The organism is Sivoneniella epilithica UHCC 1019, assembly GCF_040830845.1.
Taxonomy (GTDB): Bacteria; Cyanobacteriota; Cyanobacteriia; order Leptolyngbyales; family Leptolyngbyaceae; genus ULC077BIN1.
Genome location: NZ_JBFPDP010000069.1, coordinates 1 through 20859 on the forward strand (window position 1 = coordinate 1; position 20859 = coordinate 20859).

Below are 20859 nucleotides of genomic sequence, written 5' to 3' on the forward strand. Positions count from 1 at the left end.
GCTTTACTAAGATACCCCCCTCTCTACCTCCCTGTCAACCCCCTCCACTTATTCTTGTTTTATTCAAATATTTTGATGCTTGCGTCGGTATCTCTTAATTTTGAAAGTTTTCCTAGATTTAGGCAGGATGGTAGTAAAAGGCGACGCTGAGAATGATGTAGGCGGCAAGGAGGAGGATACCGTCAAGCCAGTTGGAGCGCCCACCGGAGGTGATGACGTTAGTGATAGCAACGGCGATCGCTAGTGATACGACTTGAAATGGGCTGAAGTTAAGATCAATTGGCTGGTTAAAAATAAACTGCCCTACAAACACCAATACTGGGGCAACAAATAGGGCAACTAGCAAGCTATCCCCTGTTGCCGTGGCGACCGTTAAATCCATTTTGTTTTTGATTGCCATACGGATGACGGTCACAAATGCCGCCACGTCGCTGATTAATGGCAGCAAAATCACACCGGTAAATAGGGGCGTAAGTCCTAAACGCTCGGTTTCAGTGTCCACTACCCCTACAAACAGTTCCGATTCAAATGCCACAGTGATCGTCGTGGCTAGCAGCACCACAATCCAGATAATCAGTTTAGATCGCTGCTCAGTGGGTGACATTTCTTCTAAAACCGGATCTTCGTCTGCAACGCCCACATCGTATAGAAAGCTGTGGGTGCCTAAAGAAAACAACAATGTTAATCCATACACAATTATCAAGACGCTAGCAGTAATCAGCGAAAGATTACGAATAGCAACTTCATCTACTACATTGGAGGTATAAATTACTAAGGTAGGCAGGGCGATCGCGGCAACTGCCAAAGTCATTGACGAGCCGTTAACTCGCGTCAGAATGGGTTGGAAGGTTTGTTCTTTGTAGCGTATCCCGCCTGCTAGCATGGCAAGCCCCATGAGGAGCAGCAAATCGCTAAGCAAGGTTCCTGTAATACTGGCTTTAACAATATCCACTAGTCCTTCCTTGAGGGCAACCAATGCAATAATTAACTCCGTGGCGTTGCCAAAGAAAGCATTGACCAATCCGCCGAGAGTTGGTCCTGTAACGACTGCAACTTTTTCAGTTGCCGTACTCAGCCAAATAGAAAGAGGAATAATGGCGAAAGCAGAGGTAAAAAAAACGGCAGTTTCACCCCACTCTAGCCAGTCTGCCGCGATCGAAATCGGTACGAAGACCAGCAGAATTAGCGGAATTAGATTTTTAGTTAGCATTGCGCTCTAGAGCAGGAATGGGGCTAGGGCTTAGCGGAACTTGATAAAAGCTTGAATCGCGCGCAGGGGGCTTGGTGTTGGGCGGTAGTTCTTGAGCATACTGGCGATCGTAGAGTTGGCGAACTTGTGCTGACCATTGATCAATATTGGCTTGCGCCTCACGATAAAGTGCCCGTCCAAAGTAAATCCTGTTTGCTTCGGTGATGGCGGCTTCGAGGGAGGCAATATCACCTTTGCGGGCGAGTGTGATGGCTCGATTTAGGGCAGGGCGATCTTCAATCGTTTCAATTTGGTTGCTCCAGTCTTTAATTAACTGCTGAGCTTGGGTATATTCAGCGCTGCCGGATAGAACCATTTGGGCTTCACCGATCGCATCTCGGAGACGATGAACTTCTCCTGTTGCGGCGAGTGATCGCGCTTTCCTTAGATAGTTACTAGCTTCTTGATCTTGTTCTTTTTGCCAGCGAGACATTAATTCATTGGTAGTCAGAGGACGTAGGTTTTCAAACGGACTACTAGCAATTTTCTTCTTTCGATCTGTGGCTGCTTGAGCGCTTTTATTTTCTTTAGCCGTTTGAATTTGGTTGACAACCTCTTGAAATCGCGTAGTTCGCCAGTATTCATTGTCAATTTTTAACAGCGTTCGGGCTTCGGCAAAGGCGATGACTAAATCATCAGTCGCGATCGCATCCTGTACTTTTTGAAAAATGTCTTCAGCTTGCTTCCAAGTTGTCCGCCATTGCTCTATTCTTTGGGTTGCGGAACTGTGCAGTTTTGTACTGTCTGGAACAGATTCAAGTAAGGTAATGGCATCCTCTAGCTTGCCATTTTGGAACGCCGCATCACCCAATTCCAGCAACAGATTAGACCATTGTTGAATTAAGCGATCGCCATCTTGACGAAGCGGGTGACCCAACGAAATTGAGTCTGCTAGTTTAATCGCTTCTGCTAAGTCGGTTGCGGTGCGGCGATCGGCAGTCACTTGAGCGCAATACAGCCGTGTTGATTCTGTCGCTAGAGGCGATAACCAAACCGTTTGGCATTCCACATCATCCATTTTGCTTAGAAGCCAAATTCCAAGCCCCCCAGTACCAAGAGGCAACAAAACAATCAGACCAATCCAAAGATGGGCTGGAAACTTCCGTACTTGAGTAAACAGGTGACTAATTAACGGAGAAAGTTGCATGACAAGAGATTATGCCAAGTTTGCAGGCGTTTGCGAAATCTGATAGAAAACGTCTTCCTTTTATTGAGACAGCGTATCAGATTAGCGAGTTGGCGAATTGGCTGCTGACTACTGCGATCGCAGTAATCCATAGTGAGATGGCATTCTGTGGAACGAATAGGGGAAACTGGAGAGATGACCCTTTAACAGCGCAGTATGAATGCAGTATGAATGAAAAATTGCATACATCGGCAACCGTAATGCCCGGTACAGATGAAAAGCAGCCTCCAGAGTTAATCAAGATTGCTGTAATTGGAGACGTTCATGATCAGTGGGAAGCCGCTGATGGATTGGCATTGCAACAGCTTGGAATTGATCTAGCCTTATTTGTGGGCGACTTTGGCAATGAGGCTGTTGAGGTCGTTCGGGCGATCGCGGCGTTAGACATCCCTAAAGCAGTGATTTTAGGAAATCATGATGCTTGGTACAGCGCCTCATCTTGGGGCAAGCAAAAATGTCCCTACGATCGCACCCAAGAAGACCGCGTTCAGCAACAGCTTGAGTTGTTGGGCGATCTGCATGTTGGCTATGGCAAACGAGATTTTCCGAATCTGAACTTAACCGTTGTCGGCGCACGTCCCTTTAGCTGGGGTGGCTCAGATTGGAAAAACCCCGAATTTTATCAAGCCCGCTACGGCATTCATAATTTTGCTCAATCAACTGCCCACATGGTGACCGCTGCCAACCAAGCAGCCCACAACACGATCATCTTTCTGGGGCATTGTGGACCACTCGGATTGGGCGATCGCCCGGATGATCCCTGTGGTAAAGATTGGCAACCGATTGGCGGCGATCATGGCGATCCCGATTTTGCAGCCGCGATCGACCAGGTGCGTCAACAAGGCAAATCTATTCCTCTGGTTACGTTTGGTCATATGCATCACCACCTGCGCCATACCAAAGAATCACTCCGTACACCGCTCCTCGTTAGCCCAGACGCAACTGTCTACCTGAATGCTGCCGCCGTTCCCCGCATCATTCAAACTGATAGCGATCGACAACGCAATTTTTCGCTTGTTTACCTACGCAACGGCAGTGTTTTGCAAGCTTCCCTCATTTGGGTAGACGCAAATTTCACTGTCATTACTGAGCAAATTCTTTATAGTCAGCCTACTGGGGCGATCGAGGGATAATAGGTAAGGCAAGTTTATCCAAGCTGAAATGGGTCTACCAGCAAATCAACTAACGTAGTCCGACAGAATTATTTTCACACCAGCTTCGGGTAAATCTAGCTTCTTAGCCACTTTGCTGTGTAATTGATTTCGTCTAACTACTTACAAAACCTGCCCTTACGGTTCATTAGTTTGTTAGAAACCACCTAAGCAATCTTTCTAAAACTGAAGCCATCTAGCATTTCAACTATAAATGGCAGGAAGGCGCGTAGAATGAGTCTTGTGCTAACTAGATTCAGGAGCATTGAATGCCACTTGCTGTGGGCGTGATTCAAACGGATGGGTTTCCTCCAGCACTTGCCGCTGCGGATGCACTGGTTAAGTCTGCGGGCGTAACATTGGTCTACTTTGGTTTGGCAGAACGGGCAGAATTTTTGGTTGCCGTACGCGGAAAAACAGCAGAAGTGCATCGGGCAATGGAGGCGGGTATCGCAGCGGCAGACACGACTCCACCGGGTGGCAAGCTAGTCTCTCACTACATCATTCCTAACCCTCCTGAAAACGTGGAGTCGGTGCTGCCAATTGATTTCACTGACCAGGTTGAGCGATTCCGCATGTGACAACCAAGTTAAAGCCAGGATGGTGCTGGAACGTAGAAGATAAGTCGGTGGATAAACAGGTTTTCAGTTTTTACACAGTGTTGAATTTGCATTAGGAGATTTGGAATGCCGCAAGCGGTTGGATCGATTGAAACAAAAGGATTTCCGGCTGTGTTGGCTGCTGCCGATGCCATGGTTAAAGCTGGACGAATTACGTTGGTAGGCTATCTCCGGGCAGGAAGTGCGCGTTTTACGGTGAATATTCGGGGTGATGTGTCGGAAGTGAAACGAGCAGTAGAAGCAGGCTTAGAAGCTGCTAGCAAGGTTCAGGGCGGCACCGTAGAAACTTGGGTGATTATTCCAAACCCGCATGAAAATGTGGAGACAGTGTTGCCGATCGGGTTTAGTGATGAAGTTGAGCGGTTCCGCATGGCGGTAGAAGGACGACCGCTTCTCGGTTCTTAGGGCAATTTAATCGTTCTATCTCAAACGGCTTGGGCAAGGATGACTGGATTCACACTATTGACTCAGACCCAGTTAGATCGCTGGGTTGCTGAGGCAAAAACGATCGCACACACAGGGCGCATTCCTGACTATATTCCTCGGCTAGCAGAGGTGAATCGCGATCGCGTTGCAGTACGAATTCAAGCAACCAATGGGCAGAGTTTCTCAGCAGGTGAACCCTCATACCGTTTTGCCTTTATGAGCGTGATCAAACCGTTTGTGCTGCTGTTTTTACTGGAAAAGCTTGGGAAACAGACCGTTTTTTGTCGTGTTGGCAAGCGTCCATCGGATCAGGTGTTTCATTCTTTAGCGCAGTTAGCTGAGGATGATGGCTTTCCTCGCAATCCGATGATTAATAGTGGCGCGATCGCCCTTGCCGACCTACTTCCTGGAAGAAATGGCAGCGATCGCTGTGAAGCATTGCGACACTGGCTAAATCAGGCTTCGGGCGCACAATTAATGCTAGATGAAGCAATGCTGGCATCGGTGCGATCAGTTGGGAATGAAACGAATCGGGCGATCGCTCAGTTGCTCAAACAGTCAGGCTACTTAAACTCGATTGGAATCGCACTAGATACCTACAATCACATTTGCTGTTTGTCTGGCACAGTGGTCGATTTGGCGGGTCTCGGACTGCTGCTAGCTGCCTCCAAAACCACAACGGCGGCTGATCAGCGGACAGTGAATGCGCTGATGCTCACCTGTGGATTGTATGAAGCATCGGGTGAATTTGCTGTGCAGGTTGGGGTGCCGACGAAATCCGGCGTGAGTGGGGCGTTGCTAGCGGTCATCCCCAAACAGGGCGCGATCGCGTGTTACAGTCCCGCCTTGGACGACACCGGAAATTCTGTTGCGGGGCTGTGGCTGCTTGAACAACTGGTGCGATCGCTGAACTTGAGCCTGTTTGGTTAATTGAATTAACCTTGCATCAACCAGTCGTTTAATCCGGCTGGCGCTTTTACCTGAGCCAAGATCACCTGTAGTTTATCGTCTTCTAAAACCTCTGTTTCCAGCAAAACTTGAGTTGCAGACTCCAATAAGCTGCGATTGAGTTGCAAAATTGACAATGCCATGTCGTGGGCTTTGTCGATAGACTGCTTGACTTGGCGATCGATTTCTACGGCAACCTCCGAACTAATCGCTCGGCGATCGCTGCTGCCTTCTAGAAATTGGGCAGAGTTTTTGGCAAAAGCAACGGGTCCCAAGGTGGCGCTCATCCCGTACTGGGTAATCGCTTTTTCAGCTAAATCCGTCGCTTTTTGAATGTCGTCACTCGCTCCGGTGGAAACTTTGCCAAAGATAATTTCTTCTGCCGATCGCCCACCCAGCAACGTCGCCAGTTGTCCCCGCAATTCATCTTCGAGCAGCAAGAAGCGATCGACCTCTGGCATTTGGAGAGTGTAGCCCAGCGCTCCTAAACCACGCGGCACGATGGAAATTTTGGAAACCTTGCTACTACCGGGCATCAAGGCACCCACAAGCGCGTGACCGACTTCGTGATATGCCACAGTTTGCCGCTCCAAGGTCGTAAGCACTCGCGATCGCTTCTCCAATCCTGCTATCACCCGCTCGATCGCTTCTTTGAAATCAGCCATCAACACTGCCTGCCGATTGTGACGGGCTGCCATCAGCGCCGCTTCATTCACCAAGTTGGCAAGATCTGCGCCAGAAAACCCAGCAGTTTGAGCAGCGATCGCGTCTAAATCCACATCTTCACCAATACTCACTGGCTGGGCATGAACCTGCAAAATTTGAACTCTGCCACTTTTATCAGGGCGATCCACTAAAACTTGGCGATCGAAGCGCCCTGGACGACGCAACGCTGGGTCAAGAATTTCGGGACGGTTGGTGGCAGCTAAGACGATCACGCCTTCATTACCATTAAAGCCATCCATCTCTGTCAGCAATTGGTTTAAGGTTTGCTCCCGTTCATCATTGCCGCCATTGGGGTTGCCGCCGCTCCGAGTCTTGCCGATCGCGTCTAGCTCATCAATAAAGATAATGCAAGGAGCTTGACGTTTCGCCCGGTTAAACAAATCACGCACTCGTGATGCACCGACCCCCACAAACATTTCCACAAACTCGGAGCCAGACATGCTCAAGAACGGCACCCCCGCCTCACCCGCAACCGCTTTGGCTAAAAGAGTTTTCCCAGTTCCCGGAGGTCCCACCAAAAGCACACCTTTAGGAATTTTCGCCCCAATTTTGTGATATTTTTCGCCATTCGAGAGGAAATCAACCACCTCTTGCAGTTCTTGCTTGGCTTCGTCTACCCCTGCCACATCTGCAAAGGAAATGCCTGTTTTGCCTTGGCTATAGCTGCGGGGATTACTTTTCCCCATGCCCATGCCTACCCCAATACCACCGCCGGCATTGCTGAATTTCAACAGCCACGCAAACGCCCCCGCGATCGCACCCGCCGAAAGCAGCAAGCCTAGAATATTGGCAGCAGTAGCAGAACTATTGGGAAGAATGCTGAACTCCACACCCTGACCTTGCAACAGGCTAATCAAATCGTCGGTTGGCTCAAGGGCTTGGGTGTAGTACTGTTGGCTGCCAAATTCAGGTTTAAGCGTGTATTCGATGCGATCGGGCTTCAAAGTTACCTGTTGGACTTGAAAAGATTTAACCTGTTCAACAAAAGTGCTATAAGCAGACTGCAAGATGGTTTCCGTCTTCATCAAAGGACTCCGGGTGCAAGGGGAATAGTAAGAAGTCGGAAATCGAGTTTTCTGTCCTATTCAAACTTCTTACTCTGTCAATTCTCCTGTACCTGCTTTTAGAGCAATAGATGGAAACTACTACCTTATATTTAGGGTCTTCCGAATACTCTAAGTCAATAGTGGCGGTTGTTACCCCTATTTTATTGGGTTTGCCGCACACGCGACGATAATGACTTAACATCCCGTGATAGATTCATTCCTACGCCCAAAACAATCCATACTTAAAGTTACTAAATTAGAACTCACGCGATGTGCGACTTTGCCAATAGCCCTCACCCTAAATCCCTCTCCCAGAGCGGGAGAGGGACTTTGAAATCCTCTTGCTCCCCTTCTCCTACCTTGGGAGAAGGGGCTGGGGGATGAGGGCTGACTTTAGTTGCACATCAGGTAACTCTGCTAAATCTGTCTGTAGTAGGTAGGATAGAAGACAGAGGGCGGGTAAAGTGCCATTGGTCTGCCGTAACTGTTAATACCTAATGTTTGATTTCAACAGCTTGCTCCACTTTTCCCATGCTCATTGCGTTGCGATTTGCGCCGCATTAGTTCCGTTAAATTTACTCGCTACCATACTGACGCTCATTTTGACTGGATTGCACCGTCCAACAGCCGAGGTTCTTAAGGTCGCAGGGGTGGCGATCGCCTTTGCTGGAATTATGGTACTCCATGTGCTGACCTGGTTTGTGATTGGGGTTGTTATGGTGCCAACCTATGTGCTGCTCACGTTAGGAACCGTTTGTTTTGTAGTCAATGCTTGGGCAATTTTGCATTCATCCAGCCTACACCGCTTGTTAAATCGACTGACTGACGTAGCCAAACAGTCGTTTCCAGTGCTGGGCTAGGAGATTACATGAATGAATTCCCCCATAGCCCTGAGCAGGATAGCCCTTCATCAGCGCCTAATTTGCCGATGAGTCCATCTGAGGGGAAAGACGTAACTTGGGAAGAGGTTGAAAAGGAATTAACAACGCCTACTCCCTCGGTTGTCGTGAATGAAGTGGAGTTTTCAGAAAATTTATCGGCGCAATTCCCGCAGGGATTCTCCTCTGGAGACGCTTCGCGAACGTTTCACGAGTCGCTTCCGTCCTCTAGCCCATTAATGCTAGTCGAAACCGCATTTTTAGCCAGCGCCGCCAGCTTAATCTGGCTCGTGAATTTTTACTTTCCCATGGGACCGATTCTGCGGCTGTTCTTTTCCGTGCCGATCGCCCTAATTTACCTGCGCTGGGGTAATCGTGCCGCTTGGATGGGAACATTGGTTTCTGGCTTGTTGCTCAGCGTATTAATGGGACCGCCCCGCAGTTTGCTCTATGTCATGCCCTTTGGTTTAATGGGCGTGCTGCTGGGGCTTTTGTGGCGACGAAAAGCCAGTTGGTCAGTCTCAATTAGCATCGGCGCACTTTTAGGCGCGATCGGTTTTTTCTTCCGCATTTGGCTCGTCTCGCTGCTCTTAGGAGATGACCTGTGGCAATACACCACCATTCAAATTACTGATTTAATTACTTGGGTTTGCATTCGGCTGAATCTTGCGTTTCAACCCAGTTTGCCCCTAATTCAAGCACTCATGCTGGTGATGATCTTTGTCAACAACTTAATTTATCTATTTGTAGTGCATTTAGTCTGCTGGTTTCTATTCGATCGCCTCCGTAATCCCATTCCTCGCCCTCCGAAGTGGGTGCAAGTGATGATGGAGTATGAGGAAGAATAGGGGTCAGGGTTCAAGAAACAGGCGAAATAACTCCGAATTCAAAATTCAAAACTCCGAATTCAAAATTCAAAACTCCGAATTCAAAATTCAAAACTCCGAATTCAAAACTCAAACTGTATGAGTACCCCACCTGCAATTCGAGTGTATACCCAACGATCTCAGGGAAAAGCTTGGTTGGAGAGCCATCAGGGAAAGCGTCCAGTTGTGGCATGTGTGTTGGGTTTTACCGAAACAGGATTGATTCCAGGGATCTCGGCAGCGGGGGCAACTCCCAACGATCGCCGCTATACCGCGATCGCCGATGCAGAATTTTTGGTGAATGGGGTGCAGCCTCATCCCAGCTATCCGTTGCCGCCATTGCATCAGGGCGCTTCCCCTGTGTTGATTTCACGAGCAGTGATCGAAGGTCAGCAATTGCCCGTTTACTTATTTAACGCGGGATTGCCTCAGCCGCCTGCTGTACCGGCGATCGATTTGCAGGGAGTTCCGGCTCGTTGCCTCAGTACCGGACAGGCAATGGAACAGGCTACAGTCAAGCATTTATTTACCCAAGGATTACTATGGGGTGAAAAGTTGGCGATCGCAGCAGCAGACAGCTATGTAATTTTGGCGGAATGTGTGGTGGGGGGAACCACTACAGCGCTGGCAGTGTTGACAGGCTTAGGAATCCCCGCTGCTGGCAAGGTCAACAGCAGCCATCCAACCTGTAATCATGAGCAAAAATGGGAACTGGTCAAAACTGGACTGGCGGGTCTTGATGCTCGCGATCCTTGGTCATTGTTAGCGGCAGTGGGCGATCCGATGCAGGCGGTAGTGGCAGGGATGGCGATCGCGGCAAGTCGCACAGGGGGTGTATTGCTGGCAGGTGGTACGCAAATGTTAGCGGTGTATGCATTGGCACGGGCGATCGCCCAGCAATCTGCCATCTTCTGGCAGCCCCAAAATATTGTGGTGGGAACCACGCGCTGGGTTGCCGATGATTCTACAGGAGATACCGTGGGCTTAGCGAAAGCAGTAGCAGAGGTGCCGCTGATTGCAACGCAGTTGAATTTTGCGAACTCTCGATTTATGCAACTGCGCGCCTATGAGCAAGGCTATGTGAAAGAAGGGGTGGGAGCGGGAGGATGCGCGATCGCAGCGCACTTATACCAAGCATGGACAAACTTAGACCTACTCCAAGCAGTTGAGTTAATTGCAGCAAAGCAACAACAAGAAGAGCAAAAAACTTCAATCTAAATCTGCCTGCTTGAATATAAAGATTAAACTTTTTCTGCTAGAAATCAGCGATCGCCAGATCAAACATCAGTCAAAGGCTTTAAGGTCAAAAAAGCTTTTATTTTAGGAATTAAATCTAATTTCATCCCAAAAATAGCGAATAAAAATCGACCAGTAAGGAAAATTGTGTGCTGAGCTTAGTGAATTCGTTTAGAGACTAATTGATCTTCTAAAGCAGCCATTCGGCTATATGCGGCAGTGAGTTGAGCCGTTAACCGCTGAATTTGAATTTCCGGAGAAACCGGGCGCTCAGAGGTTTGGAAAGACGTATCCAGACTCTCATTATCAATGAGTACATCTTTATGTTCCATGGTGGATTCAAAATAACTTTGAATCCGATAAGAGCGTTGTCCTACAGCCATTTCAGAGTCAGAACGATTTGCCTGATCTGGTTTCTGACATTCTGACACCACTTCGCCAACGCGATCGCTCAACTGTTCAATCAGTTGATACAACCCGTCCACTTTATTACTTAAAACGCTTAGCTGCTTTTGCAGGGTGTCCATGTCTGTCCCAAATTACCTGAATAGTTCTTGTATGCATTCTAGGCAATGATATTGATTCACCCTCGGTTATTCCTGAATCATTTAACGTTTATTAAGCAAGCGAACTTTTGAGTCTTTAATACCGTGGATAGCGATGTGGATAGATCCATTTTTGATGAGAGACAATGGTGTCAGAATAGTGAGAACGATATGTGGGCAGGTTTAAAAGCAAATAGAATGGCAATGACGGAAGACCCATTGACAATCAGTCGGCGATCTCTTCTCCTTGGGGCAGCATTTAGCAGCCTGAGCGTAATTTTAGAAGGGTGTGCAGGGCAATCCTCCTCCTCGCTGCAAATTCGCGCCTTGCAAGGATCAATTCCACCCCAAATGCTGAACGAATTTCGTCGGCAGGCAGCAGGGGTGAAACTGGACTATGCCGCAGACCGTCAATTAGAGGAGCTTTTTGCTTTATTACAAACTTGGAAGCGATCGCAATCTTCCAATAATTCCCAAAAATCCAGTGGCTTCGCCTTACCCAGTTGGGTTCCCTTCATCGGTCAGTCTGACACCGCAAATCCGGTTGATCTCGTCACTTTGGGCGATCATTGGCTATCGGGGGCGATCGCTCAGGGGCTTCTAGCTCCTTTAGATGCCGCCACCGTGCAAGGCGGATCAGCCCTATTGAACACTCCTCAATGGAAAGCACTGGTCACTCGGAATGCTGAGGGAAAGCTCGATGCAAATGGCAAGGTGTGGGCAATGCCTTATCGAGTGGGCACTACAGTGATTGCCTATCGCCAAGATATTTTCAAACAGCAGGGCTTGCAACCCCCGACGGATTGGGCAGATTTATGGCGACCAGAGTTGAAAGGACGGATTTCGCTATTAGATCAGCCGCGAGAGGTGATTGGGCTAACCCTGAAAAAGCTCGGCAAATCTTACAACACCGCAGATCTCGCAGCAGTGCCGACTTTAGCAGCAGAACTGCGATCGCTGAATCAACAGGCAAAACTATATAGCTCGACTCACTATCTCCAACCGCTGCTACTGGAAGATACCTGGGTGGCGGTGGGTTGGTCGGAAGATGTGCTGCAAAGTGGACAGCGATCGCCCAACGTGGTTGCCGTCGTTCCCACTTCTGGAACCGCACTATGGGCAGATCTCTGGGTGCGTCCGGCAGCAAACCCAACCATCCCACCCGCCGTGGCAGAGTGGCTGACGTTTTGCCTGCAACCCGCGATCGCTCAGCAAATTTCCTTGCTCACCTGGGGCGCATCCCCACTCTTGTTTGGTAAATCCCTAGCTGACTTGCCCACCGAACTGCACCGTGCCCCCGCATTATTCCCTGACCCTAAAATCGTAGAAACCAGCGAATTTTTGCAGCCTTTATCTAAAACTGCAATAGAGCAATATGAAAAGGCATGGAAAGCCATGCGGCAGTGAGACGATTGACCAATCGCGGTGATAAATTCTGGTCGAATAACAATTTCATGCTTGAATGGTCAGCGTTTGTCGTTCACGGTCAGCCGCATAACTTAGGCAAGCCAAAATATCTTCTTGAGTGAGATATGGAAAATCATCCAGAATTTCCTCATATAGCCGTAGCCATGTGTAACGTGGCGAAGGCGGAGTCAGAACGCCTGCCCAGTCTTGGCTTTGCAACTTCTTCTTGTCCTAAGTGTTCTGACCAAAGCTATAGCTCATCCCTGAAGCTAGATAAGACAAGGCATCATAAACCGTGATTCGCATTCCACGAATACAGGGTTTGCCGCCGCGCTTTCCAGGTTCAATCGTGATGATGTCTTGATACCGCATGGTTACTTTTCAGGCTGAAACATACTCATACTAGCTTGTATGACCTACCAACAACTCAAAAGCATCGGCTGGGGTAGCGCGATCGCTCTTTCAAAGCTCCCCTTATGGAATTTCCAAGCTCTGCCAATCGGAAGGACTCAACTGGGATTAAACTGAGGGGTGAAAACTAGTTAAAGCTGGGTAATCTTTGAATAAGGATAGGTCTGACGTTGTACGCAGCCACAGTTCAAAGTCATCCATGCAATGGGGTTGGAGTTTATGAGATCTTATTTGGCGGCTGCCATTCAAATGACAAGTGTGCCCGATTTAAAGAAGAATCTGGCAGAAGCAGAGGAACTAATTGACCTAGCAGTGCGCCAAGGAGCGGAACTGGTGGGGTTGCCAGAAAACTTTTCTTTTTTAGGGGAAGAGCAGGACAAAATGTCGCAAGCAGAGGCGATCGCCCAAGAAAGCGAAAAGTTCATCAAAACAATGGCGCAGCGATTTCAGGTCACTATTTTGGGCGGCGGTTTCCCGGTTCCAGTGGGCAATGGCAAAGTGTATAACACCGCCGTGCTAGTGGGAGCAAGTGGAGAAGAGCTTGCCCGGTATGAAAAAGTACATTTATTTGATGTGAATGTGCCCGATGGCAACACCTATCAAGAATCAGTCACCGTGTTAGCAGGGCTACAAATGCCGCCTGTTTACCCTAGTAAAGATTTAGGCAATCTGGGGCTTTCTGTTTGTTACGATGTGCGATTCCCAGAACTTTACCGCCACCTGTCCCAAATGGGCGCAGAGATCCTATTCATTCCAGCGGCATTCACTGCCTACACGGGCAAAGATCATTGGCAGGTGTTGCTGCAAGCGCGGGCAATTGAAAATACGAGCTATGTCTTGGCACCTGCCCAAACGGGACGGCATTATGCCATGCGGCAAACTCATGGACACGCAATGATTATTGATCCGTGGGGAACGGTGCTGGCGGATGCGGGAGATAAACCGGGGGTGGCGATCGCGGCGATCGAGCCTTCCCGTTTAGAACAGGTGCGTCGCCAAATGCCCTCATTGCAGCATCGCGTGTTCCTCTAACCTGCGATCGCCCTTCTCTTTCCTCAAACAACCTGCATTGGCGAATTCTGTAGGGAGCGATTCCGCAAAGTGAATCCCTTAAGGAAATCACCAAACTCATGCTACTGGCGATAAACCTCACGCCGATGACCCACCTTGACGATCAAAACAATAAGCTGATCATCAAAAATTTCGTAAATAATGCGGTAATTTTTCAGCCGTATCCGGTAAGTGTTATCTTCACCTTTCAGTTTAGTGACACCATCGGGACGAGGTTGTTCAACTAATTCTGCAATCTCAACAATCACTTGAATCTGAATATCGGGAGGCAGCTTTTTAATTTGACGGGCAGCAAGAGAAGAGATTTCGATCGTGTAGCTCAAAGCCTCAATTCCTGTTTAAGGTGTGCGAAGGAAACGGTACGGTGGTGCTGAAGATCTTCTCTGGCTAACTGAAGGTCTTCTCGATCTTGCTGTTCTTCTAGTTCGTCAAGGTGCTTTTCGATCAGGTAATGTAAGTAGTTTAATGTCTCATGAAGAAGCGGTTCGGGTGCTTGTTCGATCGCTTGCAGCAGTTGTTCTTTAACGCTCATTGGGTTCTTCTGTCTTTGCTTTGCCAAATCCAAAGGTTAGAGTCCATCCCCATGGAATTAAGCGATTACTTTTCCTGACTCTATCATTTCTTTCTGATCGCTGCCTTCAACCGCTCTCCCTATCGAGAAGATCGATCGCCTCCTTTTTTCAAAACACGATCGCTCCTCCCAGAAATAGAATCGTCCCTCTCCCAAAGCCAAAGCGCCCTCCAAAAAACGCGATCGCCCTTTTCTTTCCTCAAACTAACCGCGATCGCTCAATCTAACCTCAGAGCGATCGCTTAAGGCTGCCACTGCTGATTATTGGGTGAGCTTGATATTAATCGCTCCAGCACTTTTTTGCGAATGGCGATCGATCGCCTACGGCTCGCTTCTGCTGATCGTAGCCCACTTCAGTACACCTCGAAAGTTATACCGCGTTGCTTTCTCGCCAGTTGCCGCTGAGAGTAACTTCCACAGATCAGCACCCGTGTCTTTAATGTGACCCAGGGTGTAGCCAAACTCTTCTGAAATTTCTTTATAGGACTGCTCCTGCCAAACACCACGTAATACGATTTTTTGAACTTTGTTTAACTGTTTAGGTGCCAAGACCTGCTCAACCAACTCTAACCCTTCTTCCAATGTCATGCTTCAAACTCCTTGCCTACAAGAATTGAGCAGGCTACATCTAGATGCCACCTCGCCCCTTATCTTGGGATGAAGCGATCGCGCCTCTAGCAGTGAGAAGTGCGATCGTTCTCAGCCCGGAAGATTTATTCCTTGAATAAATCTTCCGGGGCAAAATCTTGTTTTCCGGGTACTTCTACGAGTATTTTCTCAAATCTGAGTTTAAGTTTTACTCTGCTTCCCCGTAATAATTCTGACTTTTTCCCGACTTTCTCCCGACTTTTCTCCGACTGACGAAGGGCGATCTGCGCGGTTAGCTTTGACAAAGAACAAGCTTGACCACGACAAACATTTCTCAAATTACTGGGAGCAAAAGCATGACCTGGTTACGTTTTCGCATGGATTTGTCTAAAAAACCTGAATCCGATTTGGTTTGGGGTGAGTTGTCCATCATGGAGGGAGGAGCAACCACTCAGACTTTCAAAGTTACTTCAGGCATCGCACCACATCAGCATCTAGCGTCAGAACATTTGAAAGGGCGAGGACCCATCCCTGCCTGCAAAGCAGTTGGATTGAATTCTTACTTCGTTCGTACAACGCCGTTTTTTCGACCAGACACCATTGGCATTGAAGGCAACTTTTACTACATCGAACCTGATCCTGTGAAGATTAGGGATTTTCAGCGAGGAGAATTTGGTATCCACTTTGACGCTAGTGTGCCCGGTTCCGCAGGCTGCATTGTGTTTTCAGCAAGAAGTGATTGGCGGAATTTTGAGGATTTTATGTCTGATTACCGCCAAAAAGGTTTCTCGCAGATCTCTCTTGTTGTTGAATACAACCATATTGATCCAGTAGTACCGACAGGTGCTACTTTCTTCACCGTAAATGATCCGACCACAGGACAGACAAAATTCGTTGATCAGCCCACTAATTTCTCTGGTACTGCAACCTCTCAAGTTGAGAAAGTTATCGTTACGGCTGGTGTTGTTGATTCTACTAGAATCTTTCCAGTTGCAGAAGTTAAGCCTGATGAGACGGGTGCCTGGAGCTTCTCTGATGTTTTGGTGAGTACAGGTAAGGATCGTCCTTTCAAGTTCACCGCGATCGACTCAAGCGGAAGAGAATTGCAGACGACCGAGATGAAACTGACTTTTATGAAAGCAGGTCAGGCTCGGCTGAGTCCAGGAGAAGCTGTTTTTACGGTGGAACAACCAACTGACGGAGAACAGAGGCGAGTGAACCGTCCAGTTCGCTTTGCGGGAACTGTCACTCGTCAAGTCGCCAAGATCGTCGTCAATGCTGGTCCGGGCGGTCCTTTTACAGTGGGTCAGGTTGAACCCAGTGGCGGAACTTGGGCATTTGAACAAGTCCTACTCAGCCCTGGTAGCGATCGTACTTTCACGTTTACAGCATTCGACTCGTCAGGTATTGCTCTTCAATCAATTTCAATCAACCTAACATTTATTGGAGGACAAGCTGACCTCTCGAAAATTCCCAGTATTTGGAAATCAGCAGCAACTTTGCTTGTTCCAAAGCTAGTGGAGGCATTTAGAGATCAAGGAATCGTAAGCCCTATTGTCTTGGCTTACGCTGCTGCTGCCATTGGGCGGGAATCAAGTTGGAATCCGAGGGCTGAGAATACGACTGATGCCGCAGCGAGGACTGGTTACCCTGGCAGAGGGTTGGCTCAAATTACCTGGGACTTCAACTACAAAGCGGTCGGTAAGGCGACAGGTATCGACTTCTTTGGCGATCCTGACTTGATGTTCATCCCGTATAACTCGTTGAGAGCAAAGGCGGCTTTCTACCAAATCAACGAGATGATTCCTTTTATTGAAGCTGGTGATTTTGAATCTGCTGCTGGAATCTACATTGCTGGTAGTCGTAGATTCCGTTCAAGCTACACCCGCAATGTTGCAGCAGACACGCAAGATTGGTTATCAGTCTTCAAGGCGTAGCTTTCAGAAAGATAAGATCGTGCCTCTTTTTCTAAGTGCGATCGCTCCCTCATTCATCAACCTAACAGGAGAGATCGCACCTCATAAACCTAATCAACAGAAGATTCAAAATGACTGATCTAATCAATTTGATTTTGGCGCACGGTGGAGCATCCACTGACTACCGAATTGTGATTGCAGGTGTAAATGTTTTCCCACTGGGAGTTCGGCTGGAAGTAACTCATCTGAAAAGTAAGGAAAGCGCAGTTTTGGTGGTTCCGTAGAAAGTAGTTGGAATAATTTGCGATCGCTCCTTCCAAACCTAAGAAGAGCGATCGCCCAAAACTCGTCTCAGCAAAAATGACTGGGGTGAATTTGTGATCTGAACTAAAAGTAATTGTGGAGAAAGGAACTGTGAAACTTTTTACGATCGGTGACAGCGTATCTCAAGGTTTTATGTCTGGTGCTGCTGCCCGGACGGATCTTTGCTATTCCACTTTGATTGCGCGATCTATAGGACTTACCGATTTAGACTACAGCTATCCCAAAGTGTGGGAAAAAGGTGGACTTCCAATCAACCTTGAAATGGTTCTGCGTCGTCTAGCAAGAAAATTTGGTTCGGACATCAACGCCCTTGACTGGGTGAGATTGCTTCCAGTTCTAGATCAAATGTTGGATGAAGTTGAGGATTACTACGAGCGAGGGGAGGGATCTGAAGACAAACCCGATCTGAGCGGAGTCAAGTTCTTTCATAATGTGTCAGTCCAGGGATTTGATGTGGCTGATGCCTGGTCGGTTACTCCTAAATTATGCAGAGCAGAAATCGCTAAGAGTAACGCGAAAGGAGAAAATCGAGACGGTATTCTCGCACTTCCCAGCACCTTCTTTCACCGAACTGCTCTCAAAGTTCTCAATCCATCGCTCGATCGTGATTTTGATGACTTCAGCCAGCTAAGTTGGTTGGAATTCGCAGCCCAATCTCCCACCGGGGTAGAAAATGTGCTGCTTTGGTTGGGCGCAAACAATGCTTTAGGTACAGTGTTTGGGCTGAATATCAGCCAAACCCCAAACGATCCAAATCGTCCTCTCTTGCACCTGCCTCGCGCAGAACGGGAGCAGTGGAACTTATGGCATCCAAAAGATTTTGAGGCTGAGTACAGTGAATTGCTCGATCGCGTAGATGCCATCATGGAGAGCAACCAAAACCCCAACGGAAAAGTTTTTGTTGGGACAGTTCCCCTGGTCACGATCGCGCCTCTGACAAAAGGCATTGGTCCAACTACCCTGATACAAATCGATCAGCCTGATTATGAAACAGAGAAGCCGGAGTCGGTTTACTACAAGTATTACACCCATTTCTTCCGCGACGAGAACGCAGTTGATGAGACTGATCGAGCCTATCTCACACTCCTTGACGCGCTTCACATTGATGATTGCATTCGTGAATACAACCGAACCATCAAACGGTTAGTCGCACAGAAGAATCAACTGCGTGGACAAGAACGTTATCACATCGTTGATATGTCCAAAGCTCTACAGCAGATTGCTTTCAAACGGAATGCAGGGAAAGTGCAATATGAATTTCCTGACTTCTTTGACTTTCAATACCCACGAGTCAGTACAAAGTACTATCACACGGACAAGCAAGGTCGGCTGCGTCAAGGAGGATTATTCAGCCTGGATGGAGTTCATCCCTCTGCGATCGGTCAAGGTTTGATCGCTCACGAATTCCTTAAAGTGATGAAACAAGCCAGGGTTTCGGACTGCGATCCCAATAACCTTTCCTGGAAGGAGATTTTTGGCAGCGACACCCTCTACCAGTCACCCATTCCCATCATGGGCGAGTTCTATGAGAACAAGAAGCTGTCCGAGTTTGCCATCGACATGATTACAAAGCAGCGTTTCACGACCCAGAGGAAGAACTAATCAAACGGAAACCGATCGCTCATCTTTTTAACTTATCTGGGCAAAGAGCGATCGCTTCACTCAAAAACGACAACATTAAATTACTCAGGAGACCAGAAATGGCGATCGTTCCTAAAAGTTGGATGCCCAACTGCTCAATGAAGCGCATCATTCTTCATTGGACAGCGGGAGGGTACAAGGCTTCCAGTCTTGATTTGGCTCACTATCACATTTTGATTGAAGACGATGGAAACTTGGTTCGGGGTACTCACTCGATTCAGGACAACGTATCAACTGGAGATGCTGTTTATGCAGCACACACATTCAGGCTCAACACAGGCTCGATCGGAGTTTCAGTCTGCTGTATGACAGAAGCAAAAGAGCAACCTTTTGATTCTGGTTCTTCTCCCACGACTCAAATTCAATGGCAAACAATGGCGCAAGTTGTCGCAGAACTTTGTCAGTTTTACGATATCCCAGTCACACCACAAACTGTATTGGGACACGGAGAGGTAGAACAGACACTTGGTATTGATCAATCGGGTAAATGGGACCCAATGGTCTTACCCTGGAACCCAACTTTGAGCAAGAAACAGGTTGGCAACGAGTTTCGTGCGATCGTCAAAAGCAAAATTACAGGAAGTTCGGAACTGCGAGAAATGCCAGCCAGCATCACAGCAGTTATTCAAGGCAAAGTCTTCCGAGAAGCACAAATTTTCAACGAGAAGAGCTTTGTTAAACTTCGTCCTCTCCGGGAAGAGTTTGGATGGATGGTACTTCATGCCAATGAGGAGGGTGTCGAACTATCTAGTCCAGGCGGAATTGGAACCACTGGCGATCCAATTTTTGTTCCCTATCTGTTGATTGACCAGAGCAACAGCTTTCTCAAAGTTGCGGCAGGCAGCACGGAGGCTGAGATTGTCAGGCTTGTAGATCAGTATGGGTTTGTGGCTGTGCGTCATCTGGCAGAAAAGCTGAACCTTCCTATCAAGTGGGATGGTGCAACGCGAACTGTAACACTTGGCTAACTCACTTCATTACTCCTTCCAAACCTAAGAAGAGCGATCGCTAAATCACACGTATGCCTTAGTTGTAGGAAATAATATGAACAGATTCGCTGAATTTCTCCAAGATCCGAATGGTGAATTTTCATCAACTCGCTTGGCATTCCTCGCCTGGATATTCGCTGTCTTAGTTGGGTGGGGAGTCGATACAGTTAAACATGACTATAAACTGGCAGAGATACCCGAATCAGTTCAGGTTCTGGTTGGTGTATTGATGACAGGAAAGGTAGCCCAGAGGTTTGGTGAGAAACCAGACTCCGATACTGCTGAACTTAAAGTAACCCAGAAAGTTACGACGGTTGCAGATGAAAGAACTGCTGCTCCATCAACGATATCGCCCGCTTCAACGCCCCTAGCCTAAAATTCTGACCTGAACCCAATCGTCCACTAAACGATTTAGCTCCGCGATCGCGTTGTCACATTAGCGCTGTAACCAGCCAAAAACTTGATTTGGAGTGAGTTCTAATAAAACCTCATCCAAGACAGGGAGTAAAGTGTCGCTGCCCAATAACCTAAGTGGTTGATCTGGCAGAAAAATCATAATCACTGCTTCTTGGCTGTCGATCAACCAACCCAGTTGACTTCCTTCAGCTAGACAAGCCTGAATTTTGGTGATCAGTTTTGTAGTGCTTTGGTCAGGGGAAAGAATCTCAATTATCCAGTTTGGAGCGCCCTGAATTGCCTGATTATCCTTCGTTATGCGGGTGTGATGGCTGACGGTGATATCTGGAACAATGGAGTTTTGGCTGAGAATGCAGCGAAGTTCTGGAAACGCTTCGTAGGGGCTACGGGTATTGTCGATCGCGGTAACTAAACGCTTCTGTAAGCAACTATGATCAAACGTGGGCATCGGCTTTTGCAAAAATTGACCGTTGAAAAGTTCCCAAGCGGGAGATTCTTCTAGGTTAGGGAGTTGAGAAAACTCATCTAAGGTAATGGGATGCAGGGCTGTTGATGTCATAAGCCACTCAATAGAGTTCTTGCATGAATCAAGCAGAGAGCGCAAGCTCAAAGTTGATGATCGCTGCAATCAGGTTGAAGCGCAACCC

Annotated in this window: 22 protein-coding genes and 1 pseudogene; 14 read left to right on the forward strand and 9 right to left on the reverse strand. The window is 48.0% G+C overall.

Going from position 1 to position 20859, the window contains the following annotated elements:
• Positions 1 to 118 precede the first annotated feature (118 nt).
• Together cax and AB3R30_RS24590 are read right to left on the reverse strand one after the other, a co-directional pair.
• Positions 119 to 1210: a calcium/proton exchanger gene (gene cax, locus AB3R30_RS24585; protein WP_458651844.1), complete on the reverse strand. Its 1092-nt coding sequence runs from the start codon at positions 1208 to 1210 to the stop codon at positions 119 to 121.
• Positions 1200 to 2396, reverse strand: coding sequence for a hypothetical protein (locus AB3R30_RS24590; RefSeq protein WP_458651845.1), 1197 nt, complete (start codon positions 2394 to 2396; stop codon positions 1200 to 1202). Before AB3R30_RS24590 ends, cax begins: the two co-directional genes overlap by 11 nt.
• Positions 2397 to 2407: 11 nt before the next feature.
• Between AB3R30_RS24590 and AB3R30_RS24595 the strand changes: the two genes are divergently transcribed.
• From AB3R30_RS24595 to glsA, 4 genes are all read left to right on the forward strand, one after another.
• Positions 2408 to 3568, forward strand: coding sequence for a TIGR04168 family protein (locus AB3R30_RS24595; protein WP_458651846.1), 1161 nt, complete (start codon positions 2408 to 2410; stop codon positions 3566 to 3568).
• A 287-nt stretch (positions 3569 to 3855) separates the two neighbouring features.
• On the forward strand, positions 3856 to 4167 hold the full coding sequence (locus tag AB3R30_RS24600; protein WP_458651847.1) for a BMC domain-containing protein: 312 nt from the start codon (positions 3856 to 3858) through the stop codon (positions 4165 to 4167).
• Positions 4168 to 4272: 105 nt separating this feature from the next.
• A complete protein-coding gene (locus AB3R30_RS24605; protein WP_458651848.1) occupies positions 4273 to 4611 on the forward strand; it encodes a carbon dioxide-concentrating mechanism protein CcmK in 339 nt (112 codons plus the stop codon).
• A 39-nt stretch (positions 4612 to 4650) separates the two neighbouring features.
• Positions 4651 to 5562, forward strand: coding sequence for a glutaminase A (gene glsA, locus AB3R30_RS24610; protein WP_458651849.1), 912 nt, complete (start codon positions 4651 to 4653; stop codon positions 5560 to 5562).
• Positions 5563 to 5567: 5 nt separating this feature from the next.
• Here the strand turns inward: glsA and ftsH are convergent, their stop codons facing one another.
• A complete protein-coding gene (gene ftsH / locus AB3R30_RS24615; protein WP_458651850.1) occupies positions 5568 to 7331 on the reverse strand; it encodes an ATP-dependent zinc metalloprotease FtsH in 1764 nt (587 codons plus the stop codon).
• A gap of 518 nt (positions 7332 to 7849) precedes the next feature.
• On the opposite strand from ftsH, the gene AB3R30_RS24620 reads away from it, so the two are divergent.
• The 3 genes from AB3R30_RS24620 to cobT all read left to right on the forward strand — a co-directional run bounded on the left by AB3R30_RS24620 (position 7850) and on the right by cobT (position 10314).
• On the forward strand, positions 7850 to 8212 hold the full coding sequence (locus tag AB3R30_RS24620) for a hypothetical protein (RefSeq protein WP_458651851.1): 363 nt from the start codon (positions 7850 to 7852) through the stop codon (positions 8210 to 8212).
• 8 nt (positions 8213 to 8220) lie between these two features.
• The gene (locus tag AB3R30_RS24625) at positions 8221 to 9078 is read left to right on the forward strand and encodes a DUF2232 domain-containing protein (RefSeq protein ID WP_458651852.1); all 858 of its coding nucleotides are present in this window, start codon (positions 8221 to 8223) and stop codon (positions 9076 to 9078) included.
• 117 nt (positions 9079 to 9195) lie between these two features.
• Positions 9196 to 10314: a nicotinate mononucleotide-dependent phosphoribosyltransferase CobT gene (cobT, locus tag AB3R30_RS24630; protein WP_458651853.1), complete on the forward strand. Its 1119-nt coding sequence runs from the start codon at positions 9196 to 9198 to the stop codon at positions 10312 to 10314.
• Positions 10315 to 10490: 176 nt separating this feature from the next.
• On the opposite strand, the gene AB3R30_RS24635 is transcribed toward cobT, so the two are convergent.
• Positions 10491 to 10859: a hypothetical protein gene (locus AB3R30_RS24635; protein WP_458651854.1), complete on the reverse strand. Its 369-nt coding sequence runs from the start codon at positions 10857 to 10859 to the stop codon at positions 10491 to 10493.
• Between the two features lie 216 nt (positions 10860 to 11075).
• On the opposite strand from AB3R30_RS24635, the gene AB3R30_RS24640 reads away from it, so the two are divergent.
• Entirely contained in the window at positions 11076 to 12284 is a 1209-nt protein-coding gene (locus tag AB3R30_RS24640) for an extracellular solute-binding protein (RefSeq protein WP_458651855.1), read from the forward strand.
• A 45-nt stretch (positions 12285 to 12329) separates the two neighbouring features.
• Here the strand turns inward: AB3R30_RS24640 and AB3R30_RS24645 are convergent.
• A pseudogene (locus AB3R30_RS24645) lies at positions 12330 to 12656 on the reverse strand (DUF433 domain-containing protein).
• Positions 12657 to 12914: 258 nt separating this feature from the next.
• Here AB3R30_RS24645 and AB3R30_RS24650 point away from each other — a divergent pair.
• A complete protein-coding gene (locus AB3R30_RS24650) occupies positions 12915 to 13727 on the forward strand; it encodes a carbon-nitrogen hydrolase family protein (RefSeq protein WP_458651856.1) in 813 nt (270 codons plus the stop codon).
• Positions 13728 to 13828: 101 nt separating this feature from the next.
• Here the strand turns inward: AB3R30_RS24650 and AB3R30_RS24655 are convergent, their stop codons facing one another.
• From AB3R30_RS24655 to AB3R30_RS24665, 3 genes are all read right to left on the reverse strand, one after another.
• Complete coding sequence (locus AB3R30_RS24655) at positions 13829 to 14089, reverse strand: type II toxin-antitoxin system RelE family toxin (protein WP_458651857.1); 261 nt, start codon at positions 14087 to 14089, stop codon at positions 13829 to 13831.
• Positions 14086 to 14298, reverse strand: coding sequence for a hypothetical protein (locus AB3R30_RS24660; protein WP_458651858.1), 213 nt, complete (start codon positions 14296 to 14298; stop codon positions 14086 to 14088). Before AB3R30_RS24660 ends, AB3R30_RS24655 begins: the two co-directional genes overlap by 4 nt.
• A gap of 360 nt (positions 14299 to 14658) precedes the next feature.
• Positions 14659 to 14925: a hypothetical protein gene (locus AB3R30_RS24665; protein ID WP_458651859.1), complete on the reverse strand. Its 267-nt coding sequence runs from the start codon at positions 14923 to 14925 to the stop codon at positions 14659 to 14661.
• 356 nt (positions 14926 to 15281) lie between these two features.
• On the opposite strand from AB3R30_RS24665, the gene AB3R30_RS24670 reads away from it, so the two are divergent.
• The 5 genes from AB3R30_RS24670 (at position 15282) to AB3R30_RS24690 (ending at position 20171) form a co-directional block, all read left to right on the forward strand.
• Positions 15282 to 16862, forward strand: a complete 1581-nt coding sequence (locus AB3R30_RS24670) for a hypothetical protein (RefSeq protein WP_458651860.1) — start codon at positions 15282 to 15284, stop codon at positions 16860 to 16862.
• 110 nt (positions 16863 to 16972) lie between these two features.
• Positions 16973 to 17125: a hypothetical protein gene (locus AB3R30_RS24675; RefSeq protein WP_458651861.1), complete on the forward strand. Its 153-nt coding sequence runs from the start codon at positions 16973 to 16975 to the stop codon at positions 17123 to 17125.
• A 130-nt stretch (positions 17126 to 17255) separates the two neighbouring features.
• Positions 17256 to 18767 (forward strand): hypothetical protein, encoded by a 1512-nt coding sequence (locus AB3R30_RS24680; RefSeq protein WP_458651862.1) that lies wholly within the window; start codon positions 17256 to 17258, stop codon positions 18765 to 18767.
• A gap of 98 nt (positions 18768 to 18865) precedes the next feature.
• A complete protein-coding gene (locus AB3R30_RS24685; protein ID WP_458651863.1) occupies positions 18866 to 19774 on the forward strand; it encodes a peptidoglycan recognition protein family protein in 909 nt (302 codons plus the stop codon).
• A gap of 76 nt (positions 19775 to 19850) precedes the next feature.
• Positions 19851 to 20171 (forward strand): hypothetical protein, encoded by a 321-nt coding sequence (locus tag AB3R30_RS24690; protein WP_458651864.1) that lies wholly within the window; start codon positions 19851 to 19853, stop codon positions 20169 to 20171.
• Positions 20172 to 20231: 60 nt separating this feature from the next.
• Here the strand turns inward: AB3R30_RS24690 and AB3R30_RS24695 are convergent, their stop codons facing one another.
• Positions 20232 to 20771: a Uma2 family endonuclease gene (locus AB3R30_RS24695; RefSeq protein WP_458651865.1), complete on the reverse strand. Its 540-nt coding sequence runs from the start codon at positions 20769 to 20771 to the stop codon at positions 20232 to 20234.
• Positions 20772 to 20859 lie beyond the last annotated feature (88 nt).

What these genes read in the sequence shown, in the direction of transcription:
- AB3R30_RS24635 (WP_458651854.1), bottom strand. Translation starts at nt 10,859, where the DNA reads ATGGACACCCTGCAAAAGCAGCTAAGCGTTTTAAGTAATAAAGTGGAC.
- AB3R30_RS24590 (WP_458651845.1), bottom strand. Translation starts at nt 2,396, where the DNA reads ATGCAACTTTCTCCGTTAATTAGTCACCTGTTTACTCAAGTACGGAAG.
- AB3R30_RS24695 (WP_458651865.1), bottom strand. Translation starts at nt 20,771, where the DNA reads ATGACATCAACAGCCCTGCATCCCATTACCTTAGATGAGTTTTCTCAA.
- AB3R30_RS24595 (WP_458651846.1), top strand. Translation starts at nt 2,408, where the DNA reads ATGCCAAGTTTGCAGGCGTTTGCGAAATCTGATAGAAAACGTCTTCCT.
- AB3R30_RS24690 (WP_458651864.1), top strand. Translation starts at nt 19,851, where the DNA reads ATGAACAGATTCGCTGAATTTCTCCAAGATCCGAATGGTGAATTTTCA.
- AB3R30_RS24675 (WP_458651861.1), top strand. Translation starts at nt 16,973, where the DNA reads ATGACTGATCTAATCAATTTGATTTTGGCGCACGGTGGAGCATCCACT.
- AB3R30_RS24625 (WP_458651852.1), top strand. Translation starts at nt 8,221, where the DNA reads ATGAATGAATTCCCCCATAGCCCTGAGCAGGATAGCCCTTCATCAGCG.
- glsA (WP_458651849.1), top strand. Translation starts at nt 4,651, where the DNA reads ATGACTGGATTCACACTATTGACTCAGACCCAGTTAGATCGCTGGGTT.
- AB3R30_RS24650 (WP_458651856.1), top strand. Translation starts at nt 12,915, where the DNA reads ATGAGATCTTATTTGGCGGCTGCCATTCAAATGACAAGTGTGCCCGAT.
- AB3R30_RS24605 (WP_458651848.1), top strand. Translation starts at nt 4,273, where the DNA reads ATGCCGCAAGCGGTTGGATCGATTGAAACAAAAGGATTTCCGGCTGTG.
- AB3R30_RS24685 (WP_458651863.1), top strand. Translation starts at nt 18,866, where the DNA reads ATGGCGATCGTTCCTAAAAGTTGGATGCCCAACTGCTCAATGAAGCGC.
- AB3R30_RS24620 (WP_458651851.1), top strand. Translation starts at nt 7,850, where the DNA reads ATGTTTGATTTCAACAGCTTGCTCCACTTTTCCCATGCTCATTGCGTT.
- AB3R30_RS24600 (WP_458651847.1), top strand. Translation starts at nt 3,856, where the DNA reads ATGCCACTTGCTGTGGGCGTGATTCAAACGGATGGGTTTCCTCCAGCA.
- cobT (WP_458651853.1), top strand. Translation starts at nt 9,196, where the DNA reads ATGAGTACCCCACCTGCAATTCGAGTGTATACCCAACGATCTCAGGGA.
- AB3R30_RS24665 (WP_458651859.1), bottom strand. Translation starts at nt 14,925, where the DNA reads ATGACATTGGAAGAAGGGTTAGAGTTGGTTGAGCAGGTCTTGGCACCT.
- cax (WP_458651844.1), bottom strand. Translation starts at nt 1,210, where the DNA reads ATGCTAACTAAAAATCTAATTCCGCTAATTCTGCTGGTCTTCGTACCG.
- AB3R30_RS24670 (WP_458651860.1), top strand. Translation starts at nt 15,282, where the DNA reads ATGACCTGGTTACGTTTTCGCATGGATTTGTCTAAAAAACCTGAATCC.
- ftsH (WP_458651850.1), bottom strand. Translation starts at nt 7,331, where the DNA reads ATGAAGACGGAAACCATCTTGCAGTCTGCTTATAGCACTTTTGTTGAA.
- AB3R30_RS24660 (WP_458651858.1), bottom strand. Translation starts at nt 14,298, where the DNA reads ATGAGCGTTAAAGAACAACTGCTGCAAGCGATCGAACAAGCACCCGAA.
- AB3R30_RS24640 (WP_458651855.1), top strand. Translation starts at nt 11,076, where the DNA reads ATGGCAATGACGGAAGACCCATTGACAATCAGTCGGCGATCTCTTCTC.